General features: G+C 60.7%; 23 protein-coding genes. 12 read left to right on the forward strand and 11 right to left on the reverse strand.

Going from position 1 to position 23,009, the window contains the following annotated elements; all coding sequences use genetic code 11:
- Positions 1–270: 270 nt before the first annotated feature.
- Positions 271–1,647: a sigma-54-dependent transcriptional regulator gene (locus tag JNB91_RS03530; RefSeq protein WP_220324131.1), complete on the reverse strand. Its 1,377-nt coding sequence runs from the start codon at positions 1,645–1,647 to the stop codon at positions 271–273.
- The gene (locus JNB91_RS03535; RefSeq protein ID WP_430736235.1) at positions 1,644–3,470 is read right to left on the reverse strand and encodes a sensor histidine kinase; all 1,827 of its coding nucleotides are present in this window, start codon (positions 3,468–3,470) and stop codon (positions 1,644–1,646) included. The genes JNB91_RS03530 and JNB91_RS03535 overlap by 4 nt, the downstream gene beginning before the upstream one ends.
- Positions 3,471–3,704: 234 nt before the next feature.
- On the opposite strand from JNB91_RS03535, the gene JNB91_RS03540 reads away from it, so the two are divergent.
- The 5 genes from JNB91_RS03540 to JNB91_RS03560 all read left to right on the forward strand — a co-directional run bounded on the left by JNB91_RS03540 (position 3,705) and on the right by JNB91_RS03560 (position 9,263).
- A complete protein-coding gene (locus JNB91_RS03540; RefSeq protein WP_220324132.1) occupies positions 3,705–4,181 on the forward strand; it encodes a DUF4126 family protein in 477 nt (158 codons plus the stop codon).
- Positions 4,178–5,551, forward strand: a complete 1,374-nt coding sequence (locus tag JNB91_RS03545; protein WP_220324133.1) for an FAD-containing oxidoreductase — start codon at positions 4,178–4,180, stop codon at positions 5,549–5,551. The genes JNB91_RS03540 and JNB91_RS03545 overlap by 4 nt, the downstream gene beginning before the upstream one ends.
- Before the next feature lie 61 nt (positions 5,552–5,612).
- Positions 5,613–7,574: an asparagine synthase (glutamine-hydrolyzing) gene (gene asnB, locus JNB91_RS03550; RefSeq protein ID WP_220324134.1), complete on the forward strand. Its 1,962-nt coding sequence runs from the start codon at positions 5,613–5,615 to the stop codon at positions 7,572–7,574.
- Positions 7,575–7,752: 178 nt separating this feature from the next.
- Positions 7,753–8,799, forward strand: a complete 1,047-nt coding sequence (locus JNB91_RS03555; RefSeq protein WP_220324135.1) for a glycosyltransferase family 2 protein — start codon at positions 7,753–7,755, stop codon at positions 8,797–8,799.
- Between the two features lie 251 nt (positions 8,800–9,050).
- Positions 9,051–9,263, forward strand: coding sequence for a hypothetical protein (locus JNB91_RS03560; protein WP_220324136.1), 213 nt, complete (start codon positions 9,051–9,053; stop codon positions 9,261–9,263).
- Between the two features lie 4 nt (positions 9,264–9,267).
- Here JNB91_RS03560 and JNB91_RS03565 read toward each other — a convergent pair whose 3' ends face one another.
- Positions 9,268–9,774: a ferritin-like domain-containing protein gene (locus JNB91_RS03565; protein WP_220324137.1), complete on the reverse strand. Its 507-nt coding sequence runs from the start codon at positions 9,772–9,774 to the stop codon at positions 9,268–9,270.
- A gap of 411 nt (positions 9,775–10,185) precedes the next feature.
- On the opposite strand from JNB91_RS03565, the gene JNB91_RS03570 reads away from it, so the two are divergent.
- Together JNB91_RS03570 and JNB91_RS03575 are read left to right on the forward strand one after the other, a co-directional pair.
- Positions 10,186–10,392 carry a hypothetical protein gene (locus JNB91_RS03570; RefSeq protein ID WP_220324138.1) on the forward strand — a complete coding sequence of 69 codons (207 nt, stop codon included), beginning with the start codon at positions 10,186–10,188 and terminating at the stop codon, positions 10,390–10,392.
- Positions 10,393–10,473: 81 nt separating this feature from the next.
- Positions 10,474–11,982 (forward strand): phospholipase D-like domain-containing protein, encoded by a 1,509-nt coding sequence (locus tag JNB91_RS03575; RefSeq protein ID WP_346269256.1) that lies wholly within the window; start codon positions 10,474–10,476, stop codon positions 11,980–11,982.
- Here JNB91_RS03575 and JNB91_RS03580 read toward each other — a convergent pair.
- Positions 11,962–12,900, reverse strand: coding sequence for a putative bifunctional lysylphosphatidylglycerol flippase/synthetase (locus JNB91_RS03580; RefSeq protein WP_220324140.1), 939 nt, complete (start codon positions 12,898–12,900; stop codon positions 11,962–11,964). The genes JNB91_RS03575 and JNB91_RS03580 overlap by 21 nt on opposite strands.
- A 60-nt stretch (positions 12,901–12,960) precedes the next feature.
- On the opposite strand from JNB91_RS03580, the gene JNB91_RS03585 reads away from it, so the two are divergent.
- A complete protein-coding gene (locus JNB91_RS03585; protein ID WP_220324141.1) occupies positions 12,961–13,710 on the forward strand; it encodes an endonuclease/exonuclease/phosphatase family protein in 750 nt (249 codons plus the stop codon).
- Here the strand turns inward: JNB91_RS03585 and JNB91_RS03590 are convergent.
- Positions 13,707–14,309, reverse strand: coding sequence for a hypothetical protein (locus JNB91_RS03590; protein WP_220324142.1), 603 nt, complete (start codon positions 14,307–14,309; stop codon positions 13,707–13,709). The two genes, JNB91_RS03585 and JNB91_RS03590, sit on opposite strands and share 4 nt — an antisense overlap.
- Before the next feature lie 90 nt (positions 14,310–14,399).
- A complete protein-coding gene (locus JNB91_RS03595) occupies positions 14,400–14,954 on the reverse strand; it encodes a helix-turn-helix domain-containing protein (RefSeq protein WP_220324143.1) in 555 nt (184 codons plus the stop codon).
- Positions 14,955–15,129: 175 nt separating this feature from the next.
- On the opposite strand from JNB91_RS03595, the gene JNB91_RS03600 reads away from it, so the two are divergent.
- Complete coding sequence (locus JNB91_RS03600) at positions 15,130–15,774, forward strand: TetR family transcriptional regulator C-terminal domain-containing protein (protein WP_220324144.1); 645 nt, start codon at positions 15,130–15,132, stop codon at positions 15,772–15,774.
- Between the two features lie 11 nt (positions 15,775–15,785).
- Positions 15,786–16,988: a pyridoxal phosphate-dependent aminotransferase gene (locus tag JNB91_RS03605; RefSeq protein ID WP_220324145.1), complete on the forward strand. Its 1,203-nt coding sequence runs from the start codon at positions 15,786–15,788 to the stop codon at positions 16,986–16,988.
- A gap of 22 nt (positions 16,989–17,010) precedes the next feature.
- Here the strand turns inward: JNB91_RS03605 and JNB91_RS03610 are convergent, their stop codons facing one another.
- From JNB91_RS03610 to JNB91_RS03620, 3 genes are all read right to left on the reverse strand, one after another.
- Positions 17,011–17,562 carry a hypothetical protein gene (locus JNB91_RS03610; RefSeq protein ID WP_220324146.1) on the reverse strand — a complete coding sequence of 184 codons (552 nt, stop codon included), beginning with the start codon at positions 17,560–17,562 and terminating at the stop codon, positions 17,011–17,013.
- Positions 17,563–17,645: 83 nt separating this feature from the next.
- A complete protein-coding gene (locus tag JNB91_RS03615; protein ID WP_220324147.1) occupies positions 17,646–17,855 on the reverse strand; it encodes a hypothetical protein in 210 nt (69 codons plus the stop codon).
- Between the two features lie 136 nt (positions 17,856–17,991).
- Complete coding sequence (locus JNB91_RS03620) at positions 17,992–19,023, reverse strand: alpha/beta hydrolase (protein WP_220324148.1); 1,032 nt, start codon at positions 19,021–19,023, stop codon at positions 17,992–17,994.
- A 225-nt stretch (positions 19,024–19,248) separates the two neighbouring features.
- Between JNB91_RS03620 and JNB91_RS03625 the strand changes: the two genes are divergently transcribed.
- A complete protein-coding gene (locus tag JNB91_RS03625; protein WP_220324149.1) occupies positions 19,249–19,650 on the forward strand; it encodes a RidA family protein in 402 nt (133 codons plus the stop codon).
- Between the two features lie 66 nt (positions 19,651–19,716).
- On the opposite strand, the gene JNB91_RS03630 is transcribed toward JNB91_RS03625, so the two are convergent.
- Positions 19,717–20,991 carry a DUF763 domain-containing protein gene (locus tag JNB91_RS03630; protein ID WP_220324150.1) on the reverse strand — a complete coding sequence of 425 codons (1,275 nt, stop codon included), beginning with the start codon at positions 20,989–20,991 and terminating at the stop codon, positions 19,717–19,719.
- Positions 20,992–21,017: 26 nt separating this feature from the next.
- Positions 21,018–22,202: an aminotransferase gene (locus tag JNB91_RS03635; protein ID WP_220324151.1), complete on the reverse strand. Its 1,185-nt coding sequence runs from the start codon at positions 22,200–22,202 to the stop codon at positions 21,018–21,020.
- A 101-nt stretch (positions 22,203–22,303) separates the two neighbouring features.
- Between JNB91_RS03635 and JNB91_RS03640 the strand changes: the two genes are divergently transcribed.
- On the forward strand, positions 22,304–22,966 hold the full coding sequence (locus tag JNB91_RS03640) for a sulfite oxidase-like oxidoreductase (RefSeq protein ID WP_220324152.1): 663 nt from the start codon (positions 22,304–22,306) through the stop codon (positions 22,964–22,966).
- The last annotated feature ends 43 nt before the right edge of the window (positions 22,967–23,009 follow it).

Consider the following 23,009-nt stretch of genomic DNA (forward strand, 5'->3'; position numbering starts at 1 on the left):
GAAACGCTGGCAATTGGCCCCAGCACTGAGCGGAGCTGATAATATTCAAATCGCAGTGCAACATGGGTGGATTTGGGGACAATGCCGGAATGCAATGGGTGGATTTCCACCCGCTAATCATGTGGCACAGTGTCCTACGACCCTCATTCCTGTGCCTGTCACAGGAATCCAGCCAGCCCAAGTCCTTGGGCTGAAAAGACTCCTTTCGCCGCGCAGACGCGCGTCGGCTGGATCCCTGTGACGAGCACAGGGATGAGGGAGGAGAGCGTGTCACTCCACGCGGTCGTCCTGCAACAGGCTGTCGGTCCCAAGCATCTTCTTGTCGAGACCGTATTTCTGCATCTTCTCGTAAAGCGTCTTGCGGGAAATGCCGAGTGTTTCATAGACCGGCTTCAGCGCCCCGCCATGGGCGGCAATCTCGGTGGCGATGAGATTGCGCTCGAAGGCGGCGACCTTTTCCGCCAGTCGCCCGCCGTTTTCCTTTGCCGCCCCGCCCGGCTCTCCCGAACCCGGATCGAGACCCAAAACCAGCCGGTCGGCGGCATTGCGCAATTCGCGCACATTGCCCGGCCAGTCACGCTGCGCGATCAGCGACAGCACATCCGGCGGCACGGTCATGTCCTCCCTTCCGTAGCGAGCGGCGGCCTCCCGCACGAGCTGGAGGAAGAGAAGCGGAATATCCGCCCGTCTTTGCGAAAGCGCCGGCACATGAACCGTCGCGACATTCAGCCGATAGAGAAGATCGGCGCGGAAACGGCCGACAGCGACTTCCGCCTCAAGATCCACCTTGCTGGTAGCGATGAAGCGCACGTCGAGCGGCACGGTCTCGTTCGATCCGAGACGCGTGATCACCCGCTCCTGCAACACCCGCAAAAACTTCGCCTGAAGGTCGAAGGGCATGGAGCTGATCTCGTCGAGCAGGATCGTCCCTCCCCGCGCGTGTTCGAATTTTCCGTATCGCGGCCGAAGCGCGCCGGGGAATGCCCCCGCCTCATGGCCGAAAAGCTCGCTTTCGATCAGCGTTTCGGGAAGAGCGGCACAGTTGATGGCGATCAGCGGGCGGTTGGCGCGCGGGCTGATATCGTGCAGGGCGCGCGCTACGACTTCCTTGCCGACACCGGTATCGCCGATGACCAGCGTGTCGGCATCGGTCGCGCCGATCGCGCGGATGCGGTAGCGCAGATCGACCATCACCTGCGTGCGCCCCGGCATGCGGGCTTCCACATCGTCGCGTTTTCCCGCAACAGCCCGAAGCCGCCGGTTTTCAAGGATCAGCGCCCGCCGCTCCAGCGCACGACGAATGACGCCGGCAAGATGCTGCGGCGTGAACGGCTTTTCGAGAAAGTCGTATGCGCCCTCGCGCATCGCCTTGACGGCAAGCTGCACATCGCCATGACCGGTGACGAGGATGACCGGGATTTCCGCATCGAGTTCGCGCACCCGGTGCAGCAGCGTCATGCCATCCAGCCCCGGCATGCGGATATCGCTGACGATCACGCCGTCGAAGCCGAAGCCGGAAAGCTCCAGCACGTTTTCCGCATTGGGAAACGTGTCGACGGTGAGATCGAAGAGTTCCAAAGCCTGGGCAGTGGAGCGGCGAAGCTCCTCCTCGTCATCGACAAGCAGAACCCGTTGCGCAAGCGTCATTCGGCGGCCTCCATCACGCTTGCATCGGCGATATCGAGTTCGATGGCAAACACCGCCCCGCCTTCAGGATGATCCGTGACCGAAAGGCTGCCGCCGAAATCCTTGACGATATTGTAGGAGATCGACAGCCCCAGCCCCAGCCCCTTGCCGACGCCCTTGGTGGTGAAGAACGGGTCGAAGATACGCTCGCGAATGGCGGCAGGAACACCCGGACCACGATCACGCACGATGATCATCACCTTCTGAGGCGCACCGGAGGCAGACACATCGATACGGCGATCCTCGAGCCCTTCGATCGCATCCGCCGCATTGGTAACGATATTGACCAGCACCTGCTGCAGCCGCACGGCGCCTGCCATCACCCGAGGTAGCCCCGGTTCGATGGTGATGGAAAGCTCCGCATCCGCCGCCTTCAGCCGTGCGGAAACGATCTCGATCGTGTCGCGAATGACATCCTCGACGCTGACGGCACCGAGCTTTTCATTCGGTTTGCGGGCGAAATTGCGCAGGTGACGGCTGATAGACGCCATCCGATCGATCAACGCCGAGATGCGCTTGAGATTGTCACTCGCCTCTTCCACCCGCCCCCGCTCGATCAAAAGACCGGTCGTCTCGGCATAGGTCTTCGCGGCGGCAAGCGGCTGGTTGAGTTCGTGGGAAAGCGCTGCCGACATCTGGCCGAGACCTGCGAGTTTTCCCGCCTGCACCAGATCGGCCTGTGTCTTGCGCAACCGGCGCTCGGTCAGGCGGCGCTCGGCGATCTCCTTTTCGATCCGGCTGTTGACGCGGGCAAGCGCCGCGGTGCGCTCGTCCACCCGCCGTTCGAGCTCGTTCTGCGCCTCGGCCTGCAAATGCATGCGCTCAGCAAGCCGCGCCCGGCGCTGGAGGACGATCGCCGAGACAAGACCGGCAAGGCAGAGCGCCAGAAACACGGCGGCCATCATCGTTTGCGCCTGCCAGCGCACCGAGGCCGTATCCATCAGCACATTCACCGTCCACCCGGCCTCCGCCATGGATTGTGACACATAGAGATATTCCCGCTCGGCATTGCCACTTCGGATCAGCATGGTTTCATGCCCGGCGAAACTGCCATAGGCGAGCGGCAACTGGTGCAGCTTCACATCCGCATATCGGCGGGACGTCTCCGTCCGGGCAATACGATCCGGCGTCAGCGGCAGGATCGCGGCAAAACGCCATTCGTCGCTGCCGGTCATGAAGATGATGCCTTCCGGATCGGAAACGAAAATCCGGTCGTCGCCACCGGCCCAGGAGGCCTCGATCGTATCGAGATCGACCTTGAAGACGATCACCCCGAGGATCTTGTCCTCCATCACGATCGGCGAACTGAAATAATAACCGCGCTTGGCCGATGTCGTGCCGACAGCGAAGAAACGCGACCTCTCGCCCCGCGCCGCCTCCTGGAAATAGGGACGGTAGCTGAAATTCTCGCCGACGAAACTGACGGGGGAATCGTAATTGCTGGCGGCAATCGTCGTGCCGTCCATGGTCATGATGTAGATATCCGACGACTTCAGCAGCGCATTGACGGATTTCAGATAGCGGTTGGCGTGAAGTCGCAGCGCCTCGTTGCCGGGGTCTTCGATCAGCACTTCGATGATCTCGTCATCGGCGGTCAGCGCCGGCAGCGCCTCGTAGCGCTTCAGATGCCCGTCGAGCGCCGAGACCGCCAGCCTCAGCGTCGTCCCCGCCTGCAGCTCCGCCTCGTCCATGGCACTGCGCGCCACGAACCCATGCACCTTCCATGTCAGCACGAGGCCGAGCACGAGACACAGGACAGACACTGCCGCGATACGATGCTTCACGTCCGAAAGGCTCCTCCTCCCTCGACCATAACGCGCATATCTTAAGGAGCGCCGCGGAATTTTCCAATGGGGTCTGATATGGCGGGTGCGTCTGGTAATTCTGGCTCAAGCAAGGAGCGGTAAACAGTCCCGTCACCGGCAGCAATCCCGTCCAAGACGCTTGACTTGCAGTAGGATATCGCGTCGTTGTGCAATCAATGAGGGCAGACCGCTTTAAGCGGGATAGGGGTTCAGATGGTTTCCTTGCTTGCGCTATTCATGGGCATCGTCGCTGGCCTCAGGGCCATGATGGCGCCCGCGCTGGTCACCTGGGCGGCGGCGCTCGGCTGGCTTGATCTTTCCGGTTCATGGCTGTCCTTTCTCGGCTCCAAATGGGCGGTGCTGATCCTGACCATCCTTGCCGTGTTCGAACTGGTGACCGACCAATTGCCCAACACGCCGAGCCGCAAGGTGCCGCAGCAATTCATCACCCGGCTGATCACCGGCGGCGTCGCCGGTGCGGCGATCGGCATCCCTTACGACCTGTGGCTGGCCGGCCTCGTTTCCGGCATTCTCGGCGCCGTGGCCGGTACCTATGGCGGGGCATGGGCGCGCGCCAAGCTGGCCGAGATTTTCGGCAAGGATGCACCGGCCGCCTTCATCGAGGATGGTGTCGCCTTCGTCGCAGCCTTCATCATCATTCTGGCTCTACCGGCGGCAGCAACGATATGAGGCGCTTCGACGCGATCATCATCGGCGCCGGCCAGGCAGGCCCCTCGCTTGCCGGCCGATTCAACGATGCCGGAAAGACGGTCGCGATCATCGAGCGCAAACATGTCGGCGGCACCTGCGTCAACACCGGCTGCAAGCCGACCAAGACGCTTGTCGCCAGCGCCTATGCCGCCCACCTCGCCCGCCGTGCCGCCGAATACGGCGTCGTTATCGGCGGCGACATATCGGTCGATATGCAGGCGGTGATGCGCCGCTCGCACAAGGTAACGCTCGACAGCCGCCACGGCAACGAGAACTGGCTCGAGGCCATGCCGAACTGCAGCCTGATCCGCGGCCACGCTAGTTTCGAAAGCAGCAACGTCATTCGCGTCGGCGATGAGGTGCTGACCGCGCCGCAGATTTTCTTGAATGTCGGTTCGCGCGCAACGATCCCGGATTTCGCCGGTGTGGGCGACATCCCGTATATGACCAATACCGACATCGTCATGCTCGATCGGTTGCCGAAACATCTGGTGATCGTCGGCGGCAGTTATATCGGCCTGGAATACGCCCAGATCTATCGCCGCTTCGGTGCCGAGGTGACGGTCGTCGAAAAAGGCCCGCGGCTGATCGGCCGTGAGGACGAGGATATTTCCGTCGCGGTGCGCGAGATCCTCGAAGCTGAGGGCATCCATATCCGCACCAAGGCTGAGTGTATCCGTTTCCGCAAACATGAAGACGGCATAGCTGTCGGCGTGAATTGCGACGAAGGCGAACCGGAGGTGATCGGCTCGGATGTGCTTCTGGCGGTCGGGCGGCGACCGAATACCGATGATCTGGGGCTGGAAAAGGCCGGCGTGGAACTCGATGCACGCGGCTTCATTAAAGTGGATGATCGGCTTGCCACCAATATCGACGGCATATGGGCGATGGGCGATTGCAACGGAAAAGGTGCCTTCACCCACACCGCCTATAACGATTTCGAGATCGTTGCCGCCAACCTGTTCGACGGCGAGGACCGCAAGGTTTCGCAGCGGCTGCTGGGCTATGCGCTGTTCATCGACCCGCCGCTTGGTCGGGTAGGCATGGGCGAAGAAGAGGCGCGCAAGGCAGGCCACGATGTTCTGGTCGGCACGCGGCCGATGACCAATGTCGGGCGTGCGGTCGAAAAGGGCGAAACCAAGGGTTTCATGAAGATTGTCGCCGACGCGAAGACGAAAAAGATCCTCGGCGCGGCCCTGCTCGGCACCGGCGGCGACGAGGCCATCCACGGCGTGCTGGAGCTGATGAATGTCGGCGCAAGCTATGACGACCTGCGCTGGGCGGTGCCTATCCACCCGACAGTTTCCGAACTCTGGCCGACCGTCGTTCTCTCGATGAAGCCCGCATAAGGGGATCGGCAAGCTTTTCCGCTTATCAACGGGATCGGATGATCCTGTCGGGATGGAAAAGATGTGCGGATTTGCAGGTTATTCGGGAGAAGGGTTCGGGGCGGAACGCGCGCCGTCTCTTCTGTCGGCCATGGGACAGGCGATCGCCCATCGCGGCCCGGATGGCCACGGCATCTGGACCGGCCCCGGCATCGGCCTCTCGCATGTCCGCCTGTCGATCGTCGGTCTCTCCGATGGCCAGCAGCCGATGACGAGCGCCGACGGGCGCTACACGATCGCCTTCAACGGCGAGATCTTCAATTATGTCGAACTGCGCGATGAGCTGAAGGCACGCGGCGCAACCTTCCGTACCGGCTCGGATACGGAAGTGCTGCTGCAGCTTTACGCCCATGACGGCGAGGCCTGCCTGCAAAAGCTCAACGGCGATTTCGCCTTCGCCATCTGGGACGCGAGCGAGCGCAAACTGTTGCTGGCACGCGACCGCATGGGCGTGCGGCCGCTCTTTTATACCGAGCACAAGGGCACGCTCTATTTCGCCTCGGAAGTGAAGGCGCTTCTGACCGTGGCCGGTATCGAGGCTGAACTCGAACCGTTCGCGCTCGACCAGATCTTCACCCTCTGGGCTCCCATCGCGCCGCGCACCGCCTTCCGCAATATTTTCGAGCTGGAACCGGGGCAGAAGCTGGTCCGCGAAAATGGATCAAACCGGCTCAGCTGTTACTGGGAACTCGACTTTCCCGATGCCGGAGATTGCGCTTCTGACGCCGACCCCTCGGGAGAACTGCGCGCCCTGCTGACCGATGCCGTGCGGCTCAGAATGCGCGCCGATGTGCCGGTCGGATCCTACCTCTCGGGCGGTCTCGATTCCTCGTTGATCTCTGCACTTGCTGCCCCGATGGCACCGAATAGGCTGAACACCTTTTCCGTCACCTTCGACAGCGCCGAACATGACGAGAGCAGCTTTCAGCAGCAGGTGGCCGCGGCGCTCGGCACCCATCACCGCTCAATCGCGTCGTCGCCTCGAACGATCGCGGCGGCATTCCCCAATATCATCCGTTTCACCGAGCGCCCGATCCTGCGCACCGCCCCTGCCCCGCTTTACACACTGGCAGGCCTTGTCCGAGAAACCGGCATGAAGGTGGTGCTGACCGGTGAGGGCGCGGACGAAGTCTTTGCCGGCTACGACATTTTCCGCGAGGCGAAAGTCCGTCGTTTCTGCGCCCGCCAGCCCGGTTCGAAGATCAGGCCGCATCTGTTCCGCAAGCTCTATCCCTATCTTCCGGGACTGAAACAGCAATCGGCGGAATATCTTTCGGCCTTCTTCAATGTCTCCGGCACCGATCCGTCCGATCCGCTTTTCTCGCATCGTCCACGGATGAAAAGCACGGCGGCGGCGAAGATCTTCTATTCCGCGGACCTGCGCGAAACGCTCGGCGATTACGATGCCGCCGAAGAACTGAGCAGCCGCTTGCCGGAACGTTTCAGCCGCTGGCACCCGCTGCATCAGGCGCAATATCTCGAAACCCGGCTCCTGTTGCCGGGTTACATCCTCTCCAGCCAAGGCGACCGGATGGCGATGGCACATGGCATCGAAGGCCGCTTCCCCTTCCTTGATCACCGACTGGTCGAGTTTGCCGCAAAACTGTCGCCCGATACCAAGCTCAAGGGCTTGCGTGAAAAGCATATCCTGCGCGAGGCGGCGAAAGGCCTGTTACCCGACAGCGTCATTGAGCGGCAGAAACAGCCCTATCGCGCGCCCGACAGCAGTTCCTTTACCGGCCCCGGCACGGATGAACAGGCTTACGTCTCCGAGGCACTGTCCGAACGCGCCGTCGCTGCCAGTGGGCTGTTCGATCCGATGGCGGTTTCGAGACTTCACGGAAAATGCCGCAAGCAAAGTGTTGCTGGTTTTCGCGACAACGCCGCTTTTGTCGGAATTCTTTCGACCCAGCTTTGGGCCGAGAACTTTGCCGGAAAACAAGCACTTATCGAGGCACCGACACCGTTGAAGAGTTCATCCTGACGCCGAAGACATGCGGTTTTGCCTGTCACGCTCGCGTGATCGATAAAATTTTAGTATTGTCTTTATGAGGATCGGAAGAGCCTGCCTTTTAGCCTTCCAGCACGCCGCGCCACGATCGGGACCCGTGGGCACAAATCGCGACCGAGCCAGTCGCTACCAAGTCAGGGAGTTAAACACCATGACCGTATCGATCATCATCAAGACACTGGATGACGAAAAGCGCATTGCCCGCACCATCGAGTGCGCGCTGAAAGCTCTGCCCGATGGCGAGGGCGAAATCATCGTCACCGACCTTGGCTCCCGCGACCGCACGATCGAGATCGCATCGGCTTATCCGGTGCGGCTTACCCAGATCGCCCGCCCCGCGCGCTTTCGCAGCGGCGCCGGCGCGCAGCTCGGGTATCAATATGCCCGCCACGACTTCATCTGCCTGATCGACGCAGACATGGAACTCGATCCGGCATTTCTGCCGGAAGCGATTGCCTTTCTGGAGCGCCATACGCGCACCGGCGGCGTCACCGGTCATATCGAAGCAGGAAGCGCATCCGCCAACGGCTTGATGCCAGACCGGCGTATCGGCGCCGTGGACCAGCTGGCCGGAGGCGGGCTTTATCGCCGCCGTGCGATCGAAGAGATCGACTATATGGCCGACCGCAACCTGCACGGCTATGAGGAACTGAACCTCGGCATTCGTCTGCGCAGCGTCGGCTGGAAACTGCATCGGCTGGACCGTCGCTTCGCCGCCTATCACGGTCGCGATCCCCGCTCTCGTGATCTGCTGCTGCAGCAGGTCAAAACCAAGGAGCCTTTCGGCATCGGCGAACTCCTGCGCGCGGCAACCGGAAAACCCTATTTCTATCGCCTGCTGCGCGCCCTGCCCGAGCTTGGTATACTGGCGCTTGCCTGGGGCTTCATGTTCGCCTCACTGCTGCTCATCGCGACACTGCCCGGCATCACCATGCCCGCCCTGATTATCGCCGCAGGGCTTGGACTGGCGGTCGCCATCAGCTCCCTGCGAACTGGACGGCTGAAAACGGGCCTCTACACGGTGATCGTCCGCTTTCTTCAGGCAATCGCGCTGCCGGTCGGCTATATCACGCCGCGCCGCAACCCGCGGTCCTGGATCGAAAGCCGGCTTCTCGGCGAGCCCGATGAAGAAGTGAGCCGCGATGCCGATCAGGCTACGGATGCCTATGATCCCGCCATGGCAAAAAGCGTCCGCTGAGCCCTGATTTTAAGCGGAATTGCCCAATCGAAACCGACGATCCGGCTTGGTGAAAGCCGGCCTGATATGTCGTGCTCAGCGGATAACGTCCGGTCACTGAATCATTACCTCGATTTAACCCAAGCACGCTTGCAACTGCGACGGAACGGAGTAGGCTCACCGCCATCGCTGGCTGATGTGTAGGGCGTCGGCGACTGAAAGACGGCAGGTCTTCACCGAAGTTCTTTCGCCCCCTGTTATGGAGGCAAGACATGATACCGGCAGCAGTAACAAGCACATTCGATCCCAACGAACTCGCATTCCTCAAGCGCGTCTTCGATAACGTTTGCATGGAACATGGCCTTCAAGGTGGCAGCACCCAGGCAAGCGATGTGGCGGTCGAGATGATCAATCTTTACCAGCGTGGCATGAAGGACGAAAAAAGCCTGCATCGCCATTTCGACGGTTACACGTTTTTCGGCTGAGGAATTACCGCTTCGCCTGCAAATCCCGCTCATCGCGCATCAGGAAAACCCGGGTGACGGGATCGAGATTGTCTTCCAGCCAGCTCGCCATCGACATTTCTTCGGCAAGGATGCGTTCAAACACGGCCTGCGCTTCGGTTTCCCCGATCTCGTCGGCGGCCGTGATCAGCATCCTGTAGGTGGCGATCTCCAGATGTTCGAACGCATAGGCCTGCGCGGTGAACTTCACCACCTCGTCGTTCATCACCAACGCGGGGATGCCGTGCACGGTGGCGGCGATGCGCCCGGCAATGTCCTTGAGCGTCGATGGCGCACCGGAAAAATCGTTGAGAAGGTTCTGCAGCGCTTCCGCCTGGCTTCGCGTTTCCTCGAGATGTTCGAGCATGCGCGCCTTGAGATCCGGGTAGTTTTCCAGCCGCCGCGTCTGCGCCGTCAGCGAGGTGATCGCCTGTTCCTCCATCGCATGGGCGCTTTTCAGCCAGGCAATGAAATTGTCCTTCGCATGGGTCATCCGGCTCCTCCCTCCGTCTCATCCACAGATAATACACGGGCGCGTGATCGCCAATGGCAACCCCGAACCATGACGGGAAGTTCCCTGACAATAAACGCGAAATTGTCGCGCTATGCCATCGAGGGATGCATTTGCGACATATCAGCACTTGTTAAAAAGGTGGGAACCATCACTTGCGCCCCGGGTTACCAATGCATTAATGGAGGCGCCGATGATTAAGGATCAAAGAGAGCCAACAGAGCAGCCGCCTATGCCGGCGCCGGGATGGGCTCCGGATCCGCCGATCAACGAACCGGAACCGGACAGGCTGCCCGATGAGGCGCCGGTCCCCAATCCGGATGAGACAAACAGACCGCCCGTCTACATGCCGCCAGGAAATGCGGCGTAACCGGCGGCACAGAAGAGAACGACATGACAGTATCGAGTAAGAGCATGCCGAGCAGCGTTGCAGCTCGGTCCCAGCAGCCAGCCGAGTTCAAACCGTGCCTGTGGAAGCTGCTGGTGGTGACCGCCGGTATTCTGGTCTCCGTATTCGTCGCCATGCAGATGGTCGACGACACTTATGTCGGTACGTTCGATACCAAGGTCTCCACGCAACAGACTCACAAGGCCGGGTAAGCCTTCAAAGACAGCTTCGGGCGCGGGAACAAAATCTGAAACCATGGCGTTCATCCGTCAGACATGACGAGGTGGCGCAAGGTGGACGTGAGCAGTTTTTCCAACCCTGATCTGATCGATCCGGTGCTTGACCGCACGCGGATCATCAAGCCCGGCAGAAATGTCTGGCGCTCGGCGAAGGCGGAGCGCGTCGCCTTCCTGATCGACGGTGAAGACTATTTTCTTCGTCTCGACGAAGTGCTGCGTCAGGCCAAAAGGTCGATATTCATCGTCGGCTGGGATTTTAATCCCGACATTCGGCTGCGCCCGAGAGAAAAAGATTCCGAAACGATCGGCGCGCTTTTGCGGCGCATGGTCGAGGAAAAACCGGATCTGGAAATCCGCATTCTCGTCTGGGGCATGGGGCCGATCTATTCCGGCAAAAGCCTGCGCATGTTCGGCAAGATGGAATGGGCGGATCACCCACGCATTGACCTGCGTTTCGACTTCCGCCATCCGTTGCGGGCAAGCCACCACCAGAAGATCGTCGCAATCGACGACAAGACCGCCTTTCTCGGCGGCATCGATCTGACCGCACGCCGCTGGGACGACAGAGAGCACACGATCGTCAATCCCGATCGCGTCTCGCCGGATGGCACGTCTTACGGCCCCGTTCATGACATGCAGACCATCGTCACCGGTGACATGGCCAAGCTGATCGGCGATGTCGCACGGCGCAGATGGAGGAAAACCCATGGAGAGGAGCTTGCTCCCGTTAACGTGCCCGGCCCTACGCCCTGGCCATCAGATCTCAAGCCGGCCCTCACCCAGTGCCCGACCGGCCTAGCACTGACCGAGCCTTGGAAATGGAAGGGTCGTCGCGGCCACCGCGAAGCGATCCGCCTGACCCACGATGCGCTGAAGGCAGCGGAAAGACATCTCTATATCGAGACGCAATATCTCGCCTCCTTCGGCGTCGCCCGCACGCTTGCCAAGCGGCTGCGCAGGCCGAACGGTCCCGAGATCGTCGTGCTCGTCACCCGCGAATCCCACGGTTTTCTCGAAAAGCTGATGATGGGCCATAACCGGACACGGCTGATCCGCCGGCTGAAACGCGCCGACCGATATGACCGGCTACGGGTCTATTATGCTGTGACGCCAGACGGTAAGGGTGGCGAACGGGAGATCATCGTCCATTCCAAGCTGATCATCGCAGACGACCATTTTGTCCGCGTCGGCTCCTCAAACCTCAACAACCGTTCCGAAGGTCTCGACACCGAGAGCGACATGGCGATGGAACCGCAGGATGCAGCCGGCCGCGCCGCGGTTGCGGAGCTTCGCATCGATCTACTTGCCGAACATCTGGCAGCCGATCCGGCACTAGTGCGCCGGCATTTCGAAGAGACCGGCTCGCTGATCCGAACGATCGAGATGCTGAACGTCAACGGCCGGCATCTGAAGCCCTTCGATGTGGATGTCGAGAAGGGCGAAACCGAATCCATTCCCGGCACCAGCATCGTCGATCCGAAACAGCCTTTCTGGCCTGTTCCGCAGATCCAGGCCGGCTTCCGCCGCCTCGTTTCGCGCTTCTCACCCCATAGAATGTTTTGAGAAGCTTGTCGGTCGACGCCGATAATAGGCCTCGCTGACAAGGAATGTTGGCAGGCCGATGATCAGCGGAACGAAGAAATAGAGAACCCGGAAGGCGACGAGTGCGCCGATGATTTCTACTCCGGGAAGAATACCGAGCATCGTCGCCTCCAGCACCCCGAGCCCGCCCGGAACATGGCTCATCAGTGAAGCAACATTGGCCGTGACATAGGCACCCGCAACCTCGAAATAGGTGATATCGCCAAACACCGCCATAAGTTGATGGATCGCTGCCGCGACACAGGCGAAATTCAGTGTGCCGATACCGATCTGTGCCATCGCCACACCGGGCGTCGGCGGATCGAGACGCCATTTGCGTAACCGCACCGGGATCTTGAAGACACATAGGAGAAGATAAGCGAGCGGCAGGACAAGGCAGGCGAGACCGGCCGCCACCCTCGTCTCCTGCCTGATGCCGAAAAGATCCGTATCAGGACCCAGATCGAGAACCAGCACCAGCGCGGCAAGGCTCGAAAGCCCTAGGCCAACTGTGATGCCGCAAAAGCCGATGACCTTGGCGATCTCCCCGCCCGTCAGCCCCCAGCGCGAATAGAAGCGGTAACGCACGGCACCGCTGCTGAGCGCAGCCATGCCGACATTGTGGCCGATCGACAGCGCACAGAAGGACGCAAGTGCCGTCTGCCGCCATGCGAGCGGTCTTTTGACATAACGGACCGCGAGCGTGTCGAAACCGGTGAGACACAAATAGGATGCCGCGACAAAAACAAGCGCACCCCCAAGCCTGACAAGAGGAATGGCTTGCGCCGCATCTGCCACTTCATCGAACGTATAGCGGCCAATACTGCGATAGACGAGAAAGGCGGCAATGCAGACGGCAGCAAGCACGGCCAGTTGTAAAATATGCTTCCTGCCGATCATTAGGCCTCCTGTCTTCTTACAGAAGGGGAACGAAAACGCGCCACAGGTGTTCCCTGCCCTATGCAGTCAACAGCCGCCAGATCACCGGTGTCCCACCGCCTGAAACTCCTGACCTACAACGTGCATAGCTGCATCGGCACCGACCGCCGCCTTGCGCCGGAACGCATCGCCGCAGTCATCGCTGCCGAACAGCCCGACATCATCGGCCTGCAGGAACTCGATGTCGGACGCAAACGTTCGGGCGGCGTCGATCAGGCCCATACCATCGCCGAGATCCTCAAGATGCAGCATCATTTCCACGCCGCTCTTGATGTCGAGGAGGAGCGCTACGGTGATGCGATCCTGACCGCGCTGCCGGCGGAACTGGTCAAGGCAGGCCCGCTGCCATCTGTAGGCGAACAGCGTGGGGCGCTCTGGATCGAAGTCGAAGTCGGGAAAAAACGCCTGCAGGTCTTCAATACCCATCTTGGCCTCAGGCGGATTGACCGGATGCGCCAGGCGGAAGTGCTGCTCGGCCCGGAATGGCTGAGGCACGACCGCACATCGGATCAACCGGTCGTACTTCTCGGAGATTTCAACTCGATCCCCTCCAGCCCACCCTACAAACGGCTTGCGGGTGAATTGATCGATATACGCGTTCATGTACCCGGACAGTTGCGCCCAACTTTTCCTTCACGTTTTCCGCTGCTGAGGCTCGACCACATATTCGTGTCGAACGATATCGCGGTAATCGGGGCGGAGGTCATCGACATCCCTCTGGCCAAGCGCGCTTCTGACCACCTGCCTCTCGTGGCGACAATCGAGATCTAGTGCAACAGCTTCTGGAACCGCCGCGCCTGTTTCAGCAATCCGGCAACCGCGCGGTCGTCCAATGGCTCTCCGACGGGAGCCACCGGGATGACACGAACCGAGTGTGCACCGGCTTCTCCAAGCCGCCTCAACACGATCTGGAGAATGACCGCTTCCACACCATGATCGACAATCACCACATTCTTGCCGGCATGGTCATGGTTCGGGCCATCATGATCTCCGAGATACATGAAGTGCCGGCGCTCGAGATCCGATAGCTGGCGCTGGCGCTCAGTCTTCAGATAACCCGGCGGCACATGAAACTGGCGCGCCAGCCCCTCGTCGACCATGACCTGCGGCACGTCGAGATCGATCACCGTGCCGATGGTCGTTTCGGGATGACCGGGCGCCGGAATTTGCCCCACGAGCACAAGATCGAGTTCGCAGCCAAGACGCTGCGCGGCATCGAAGGAAAGGGCGACACTGTCCGGCGAAAGTGCAACGATCACGATGTCATCCAGGGCAAGTCCCGACAGCTTGTCAGCCAGTTGACGTCCGGCCCGCTCGCGCGCGGCCAATTCATGTGCAGTTTGATTGGATGGATGCCTGTCAGCTTGCATGAAAACCCTCCTCCCAGAGCCATTTCATCTCCTCAAGGTCAAAGCGGCGACATCGGCCGATTGTTCCGGAAGGATAACACGAAAACGGAACTAGCCGCGGGAAAGAACCACCAGATATCGAGCCGGCGACGTGCCGGGATTGGAGAATGCGCAGTCGCTGGGGGGACCGAGCAGAAGGCAATCACCCGCCTTCAGCACATGCCCGACGCCGCCCTCGGAAAAATCGAGACGCCCTTCCAGAACCCAGATTTGCTGTTGCTGGAAGGAGAAGGCAGAGGCAGGATAGCTTATGCGGGCACCGGCAGGTAGAGAAACTTCGATCAGCTCCGCCGGCGCACCAGCGGGCGAAATCGTCTTTCTGAGATAGCCGGTTTCGGGATCCGTCCAGACGGGTTGCCGTTCCGCAAGGCTCAACCGCTCTGCAGCCTTTTCGGCTGACGCAATCAGCACAGAAAGGGGAAGACCGAAAGCGCCGGAAAGCCGGCCGAGCACGGTCGCGGTCGGGCTCGCTTCCCGCCGCTCGATCTTGCTGATCATCGCCTTGGAGACGCCCGAGCGCTCGGCGAGATCGGCAAGCGACCATTTGCGCGCCTCTCGCTCATGCTTCAGCGTGGAGGCTATCGCATCCGCAGGATCATGCTCCATCTGACCAAAATCCTTTCGCGCTCAAATCGTCTCACATAGTAGACTTGCGATCCATATAAGAGACGAAGCGATTTCGCAATGAAGGGGCGAGGTCGGCGACTTGCCGCTATACGGCAATTATTCAATCGTATAATAACAGCCGGATCGGCAGCGAAACGAAGAACGTGACGACGAGATGGCATCAGCCCGCCGCTCCTATAGCCGCGCCAGCGAGGCTGAGCGCCGCGAAGACCTGATCCTGGCGACGCTGGACTGTATCGCCGAGGATGGGATCAAGGGCGCGACCGTGCGCCAGATTGCGGCACGCGCAGGCGTGACGGCAGGGCTGATCCGCCACTATTTCACCGGCAAGGACCAGATGCTGCAGGCGGCCTATCGCGCTGTGATGGACGGCATGACCAGGACCGCGATAAAGGCCGCCCGTGAGGACGAAGCCCCAAGGGCGCGGCTTCGCCGCTTTATCATCGCCAACCTGACGCCGCCGATCACCGACAGCCGCACGCTGTCGCTCTGGGCGGCTTTCATCAGCCACATCCAGACAGACCCGAGTTTTGCCGCCATTCACCGGGAAAACTATCTGGCGTTTTTGCAGGAAGTCGAAACGCTGCTGCTCGCTTTTTTCGACGAGCGCGGCACCGCGCTTTCGCCGAAACAATGCCGGAGCTTCGCTATCTCGCTGAATGCTCTGGTCGATGGATTGTGGCTGGAAGGCACGCTTGCCGCCGATCTGTTTGACGAACACGAACTCGCCGATTCAGCGCTTGCCTCTGTCGAGGCACTGTTGAGATTGACCCCGGGCGAACTGGCCCTGGAAAAGTAAGGAAACCATGCATGCGTTATGCTTCGATCACCGACCGCCTTGCCCATCTCGGCTCCGGCCGCTGGGCCCTGCATCTCACCGCCCGGCGGATGAAGGCCGAGGGAGAAGAGATCATCGAACTGACGATCGGCGAACCGGACGTGGCACCCGACACCGCACTGTTGGATGAAGCCTCGCGCGCCATGTATGCCGGTCGCACCCGCTATTCCAACGGCCGCGGCGAACCGGCAGTCCTCAAGGCGCTGGTCGACAAATATTCCAAGCGTCGCAAGGGCGTGACCGAGAAGAACTTCCTCTGCTTCCCCGGCACCCAGACAGCACTTTACGGCGTGATGACCGGACTGGTCGAGGCAGGCGACGGCGTACTGGTCGGTGATCCGCTTTATGCGACCTATGAAGGCGTGATCGCCTCGACCGGTGCCCACATGATCCCGGTGCCGCTGCGGCCCGAGAAGAAATTCCATCTTCAGGCGGAGGATCTGGAGCGCGCCATCACTCCGGAAGCCCGCGTGCTGCTGCTCAATACCCCGCACAACCCGACTGGGGCCGTGCTGACCAAAGCCGAAATCGCTGCGATCGGTGAAGTCTGCCGCAAGCACGACCTTTGGATCATCTCCGACGAGGTGTATGAGCAGCTGATCTTCGACGGCACCGAATTCGCCTCGCCCTTCGACATGCCGGAACTGGCAGAGCGGACGATTGCCGTTTCTTCGATCTCGAAATCCCATGCGGCACCGGGCTTCCGCTCCGGCTGGGCGGCTGGCCCGGAGGAATTCTGCGAACGGCTTCTGCCGGTGTCCGAAACCATGCTCTTCGGCGTGCAGCCCTTCATCTCCGATATGACGGCGCTGGCGCTTTCCAAGCATTTCGACACCGCCGACATGATGCGCGAGAATTACGCCCGCCGCGCCGCGATCGTCGAAAAAGCCTTTGCCGGCAGCAATCTGGTAAAACCGATGCCGCCGGAAGGAGGCATGTTCATTCTGCTCGACGTAACGGCAACCGGCCTGAACGGCGAGGAATTCGCCTGGGAACTGCTCAAGCAGCAGAAAGTCGCCGTCATGCCCGGCACCTCCTTCGGCGATCAAGCGGCGGGTTTCCTGCGCATTTCGCTGACTGTTCCCGAAAATGTGCTGGAGACGGCGATGCAGCGGATCGGCGAGCTCGCCGGCCGCATCGTTGCGCATAAGGAAGCGCCGTTGCATATCCGCTGATCGAGACCTGGCGGGAGGCTGCTTACAGTCTTCCCGCCAGCCATAGAATGCAGAAGACAAATCCGCCGATCGCCATGAAGGACGACAGGATTGTCGCAAGGATAAGGGCGACGAGATAAAGCGCCGGCACATGCGGCGAGACTTCCAACTGAAAAGTCTCTCTTATCGTTTCCGGATTGAGGCAGGTGATCTCGAAATCGCCGGGCTTAGGGCATTCGAACGCCCCAAGCGGAAACGACTTCTTACCGCTCATATCGGTGCGCTCGGTCCGAAACAGGAAACGGCTATCGGGGCGGTAGTCCAGCGCAGTCCCTGACGGCTGCTGCATGATGGAAAAGCGGGCCGAAAAATAGGAGACACCGGTGATGAACGTCATGGCCGGAATGACGACGCTGACCACATAGCGCCCCGCGACCGGCAGGTTCATCCGGTAAGGCGCACTTCCCGCAGAGAAGCGATATTTCACCGCCGGAAAAATGATCTTCCACAGTCTCGAAATGCAGCGGCTGAGCAGATAGGTGCCCGCCACCGCAAAAAGTGGGGAAGCAGCACCAATGAAAACCGGATTCGTCATGCGGCAAGATTAGCCCAGCCGGGAGGATATTTCCAACGCCTGAGCGGCGATCACGCGAGATCCGGCCACCACGTTAAACAATATCAGCCCGCATCACCAGCATCGGCAACGCGCTCGTCGCGGTCCAGGGAACCGGCCCCGACGCCGCATGCCTTGCGGGCTCTGTTGAGCTCAATACTTGTCGCACTCGGTCTCGTTTTGAACATCACCTCGCCGGTGCCGCAGCTGCTGGCGACGCTCGGCTGGCTACTGCCGAAACGGGTGGCTTCTTCCGATGTGCTTTCACGGGTCATCATATCCTCCTCCAGTTGTCTTCGATAACCCCGCAGGCGGAAAGATTGTTCCGTGGCCGGCCGCACGGCATGCACCAAGACTCCCGCGGATGCCCCGCGGGAGCTTTTGCAGACCGTCCGGCGTCTGCCGCCTGTCCTACTTCCACAAGCCATGGCGCTTCGCGAAAGTCTCGAACAGTGCCAGATGCGGAAGATCCTTGCCGTTCTCGATCAGCCCGTGCCCGCCGACTTCGAAGAGATGCAGTTCGGTCGGTGTCTTCTGGGCGCGCAGGGCATTGAACAGGATCAGGCTGTTTTCCGGCGCAACGGCCGGGTCGTCACCGGCATGCGCCAGAAAGGTCGGCGGCATGTCGGCGGGCAGGTTGAACTCCAGCGAGATCCTGCGCTTCTCCTCATCCGTGCCGCCCTTGGGGAACATGTTCTTGACCGAGGTCTCATGCGCATAGGGCGCCATCATCGTCATCACCGGGAAGAACATGCCGGTAACGAGCGGCCTGGTCGAGAGCTTGTCGGCCTCATCGACCGGTTCATAGGTTTCCCGGCCAAAGCTCTCCGTCAGCCAGCCTGCCAGATGCCCGCCGGCCGAGAAACCGGCAACGCCGACGCGGGCGGGGTCGATACCGAATTCCTTGGCGCGGTGGCGGATCAGCCGGATTGCCCGCTGCGCATCCTGCAGCGGTGCTCCCGGTCCCGCAGCCCAACCGTCATGCGGCAGGCGGTAGGTCATGATGAAGACAGTCGAACCGAGACCGGCAAATGTTCTGTCGATGCTGCTGCCGGAACGGGTGACCGCAACACGGGTATAACTTCCGCCCGGGATCATCAGGATCGCCGAGCCATCGGGTTTTTCCGGCCGTTGCACCATCAGGATCGGATTGGTCACATGCATGGCCGCCGTATCGTTAGGATCACCATCCTTCGGATTGCGCAGGATCCACTCCTCCTTAGCCGCCACACCGGCGCTTCCCGGCACCTTGCCTTCCGGCCAGATCGGAAAACTTTCCAGCTGCGGCAGAAGCGGCAGCTTCATCCCCTCGGGTATCTCACCCGGCTTTCCCGCAACGGCAACCGGCGTTGCGCCGGAATTCTGCGCGAGCGCGGCGACCGGCAAAAGCGCCGAGGCTGCGACGGCGGTGAGAAGCTGACGGCGATCCAATAAGGCTGGCATGATGATGACTACTCCCTTTCATATGTCTCCTGATACGCAGCCTAGGCGGTAGCCGGATTGTGACAAGCGTCCGGTATGCCGCAGGGCCGCAGCAAAGCCTATGCCGCGACACTCTGTCGGAGGTTCAAGTGATTGCTGTCAAATCAGCGCACTGCGCCAAGGCCGCACATTGTTGTTGAAGCAGAGCGCGCATATTCTGCGTCTGCTGCAGATTAGGAGTAAGATGTGTCTTCACTTGTGTACCGGACCCCGACGGCGCTTCCACCGACGGCGGGCTATTCGCATTCCGTAATCGTCCCCGCCGGTATGCGCACGATCTATATTTCCGGGCAGGTCCCGCTGGACGATAACGGCCGTTTGGTCGGTGAGGATGATTTTAAGCTGCAAGCCGAAAAGGTGTTCGAGAATTTAGGGATGGCACTGGCGGATGCACAAGCCGGTTTCGAGCACTTGGTAAAGATAGGTATGTACCTGAAGGATATGAATAATCTTGCAGTCTTGAGGGAAGTGCGTGATCGCTTTATTCATCAGAAAACACCTCCCGCCAGCACGCTGGTGCAGGTGTCGGCATTTTTTCATCCTGCAATCCTGTTCGAGATGGACGCGATCGCCGTTATCGATGCGTAGAAGTCTGATCAGTACGAATACGCGATGCTTTGAACTGTCCTTGTTCAAAAGATCCTGCCAGGGATATCAACGGGCGCGTTTTCCGCTCTGCCCCGGCCGGCCGCCTTCATCCTCCGGCGGCTCCCAGCCGAAGACGCTGCGCCCGCCCCATTCATGCGAATGGCGGAACTCGCCGGCGATGATTTCCTTGAAATCCGGGCCGGTGACGTAGCGTTCGAGGCTCCGGGCCTGATCGTCGAGGCGGCGCAGCGCCTGCAGCTCTTCCTCGCGGCCGAGCCTTGCCTTGCCGACAGCGGATTTCATTACTCTTATCGTCTCGTCATAGACTTTCAGCGGCACCGGAAACGGATGCCGGTCCTTGCCGCCATGGGCGAGCGAGAAACGGGCGGGATCGGAAAAACGGCAGGGCGCGCCATGCACCACTTCGGCCACCATGGCGAGCGCCGAAACGGTGCGGGCACCAACACCCGGCGTCATCAAGAGATCCTCGAAATCCTTAGGCCCGCGATCGGCAGCAGCCGCGAGCGTGCCGTGCAGGCGGCGCATGTTGACGTCTTCCTCGCGGACATCGTGATGCTCCGGCATGATCAGATGCGGCAGCATCGGCTGGGCCGACGGCTTTCTCAATCGCGATGGATCGAGCGAGATCACCTCCCTCACAATCTTGTCCGGTCCGAGTGAGGCAAGCAGATCGAGCTGGCCCGTGCGGGAAGGCAATGCCCGGTGGTCGGCGAGATTGACGATCTCGCCCTGCCCTCTGCCCTCGATCGCCGCATGGGGTGAATCGAGAAAGCTCTTCAGCCCTTCGGAATGCCAGTGATACCGTCGCGCCTGTCGCCGCGCATCGTTCATGCCCTGCTGGACGACCACCCATTTGCCGTCATCGGTAACGATGAAACCGTGGAGGTAAAGATCGAACCCGTCCTGCACCGCGGCACTATCCACCTTGGCGACGAGTTTGCTGGTCTTTGCCAGCGCTCCGCCGTCGATGCCGACGCGGTTGCCAATGGCGATCAGTTCCTCCGGCGTCTGGCGCGAATTCCTGCCGCGCCCGCCGCAGACATGGATGCCGAGTTCGCCGGATAAAGGCGTGAGCCCGCGCTTCAACGCGCCGATGACGCTGGTGGTAATGCCCGATGAGTGCCAATCCATGCCCATTACGGCCCCAAAGGACTGGAACCAGAAAGGATGCGCCATCCGCGCCAGCAGTTCGTCGCGGCCGTAATGGATGACGATCGCTTCGGTGATGACGGCGCCGAGCCGTGTCATGCGTTCGCCGAGCCACCGGGGAACCCGGCCGCTGTGAAGCGGAAGATCGGCGCTGCCTGAACGTTGAGCCATGCCCCGTTATAGGCGCGCCGAGCCGCTTACGACAGTGAAAAGTTCGCCAAACGTTCCGTGATCCGCCCGATCGTTTCGACATCCGCATTGGCAAAGGCAAAGCGGAGGTAATTCTGCTGGCCTTCGCCGAAATAGACGCCGGGAATGCAGGTAATGCCGGCGCGTTTGGCAAGCTTCTCCGCCACTTCCGCCGAGCCGACACCGGCAAACGGATGGCGCACGAAGGCGAAATAGGCGCCGATCGCATCGAGCTTCCACTCCGGAAGCTGCTGCATGACGGCTTTCAGAGCCTTGGCGCGACGGCCGATTTCCTGCCGGTTTTCCTCGCGCCATGCGGCAAGTAAAGGCAATGCTGCAGCTACCGCACCCTGCGCAGCACGCGGCGCGCAGATCTGCAGATTGTCCATGATCTTGGCGACTTGGCCGATCACCGCTTCGCTCGCCGTGATCGCACCGAGACGATGGCCGGGAATGCAGAAGGATTTCGAAAAGCTGTAGAGGCTGATCAGCGTCTCTTCCCAGCCATCGAGATTAAACAGGCCATGCGGCTTCTGCCCGGCTTCGGGAAGAAAATCGCGATAGGTCTCGTCGAGGATCAGCCAGATGCCTTTGTCCTGGCAGAGCTTGAAGATCTTTTCCAGCAGCGCCGGCGGATAGATCGCGCCCGTCGGATTGTTGGGCGAAACGAGAGCGAGCGCCTTCACCTGTGGCGTGATTGCCGCCTCGATCGCGGAAACCTCCGGCAGAAATCCGTCTTCCGCCTTGCAAGGCACGAAGGCGGTGTTGATGCCCATCATCGAAAGCGTGGTTTCGTGGTTGAAGTAGAAGGGTTCGGTCATCAGCACCGTATTGCCGGGACCGGCAACCGTCATCGCGGCGCAGACGAAGGCCTGGTTGCAGCCGGAGGTGATATGCGTGTTGGCGGCGGAAAGTGCCGCGCCGTAGACCTCGGCGACATGGGCGCCATAGACATTCCTCAGAACCGCATCACCCTCGATCGGACCGTAACCGGTATAAGCGGTGGAGGATGCCGTTTCCCCGAGCAGCCGCAACATCTCCGGATGCGCCGGATAACCAGGAACGGCCTGCGAAAGATCGATCAGCGGCCCCTTCGCTCCATCATAGGCGCGACCCCACGCGGCAACGGAGGGAACGGGCGGAAGCGAAAGCTTGTCGACGAGCGGATTGAAGCGGGAATTCGAGGCGAGCATGGGGTTCCGGCAGAGGAATGTGAAAGACGGGTGATTGATTTCACGCCCATGTTCATCAGATTATCGAGGGACGCAAGATCACCGTGACAGGAGAGACGTTCATGGCCGATGACACCCCGGCTCGGGACTCGAAACTGACGATCACCAAGCGCAAATGGGCCGATGAAGGGAAATTCCTCACCGGCCGCCATGCAAGGCCGGAAACGGACAGGCTGCCGCCCGGCCAGCATCTGGTGAAGAACTGGCCCGTTCTCGATCTCGGTCAGCAGCCAAGCATCTCGACCGCCCAATGGAGGCTGGAGGTCCATGGCTTCGTCAACAATCCGGTGACGCTCGACTGGGCCACATTCCAGGCGTTGCCGCAGACGGACATGCTCTCCGACATCCACTGCGTCACCACATGGTCGCGTTACGACAACAATTGGAAGGGCGTCTCCACCCGCGACTTCCTCGATCTCGTCGATCCGAAGGAAGAGGCCCATTCGGTGATGCTGACGAGTTACGACGGCTACACGACCAACCTTCTGCTTTCCGATTTTGCCTCACCCAATGCGATCATCGTCACCGACTGGGAAGGCGCGCCACTGAGCGAAGAGCATGGTGGCCCCGTGCGCCTCGTCGTGCCGCATCTCTATTTCTGGAAAAGCGCCAAGTGGCTGAAAAGGATCGATTTCAACGGCATGGATCACGCCGGCTTCTGGGAGAAGAACGGTTATCACATGCGCGGTGATCCGTGGAACGAGGAGCGGTATTCGGCGGATTGAAAGCTTGGCACCTTGTGGAATCAAGGAGGCGGTCGCGACGTCT

Source organism: Aliirhizobium wenxiniae (assembly GCF_019511445.1).
In the GTDB taxonomy this organism is placed as follows: Bacteria; Pseudomonadota; Alphaproteobacteria; order Rhizobiales; family Rhizobiaceae; genus Neorhizobium; species Neorhizobium wenxiniae_A.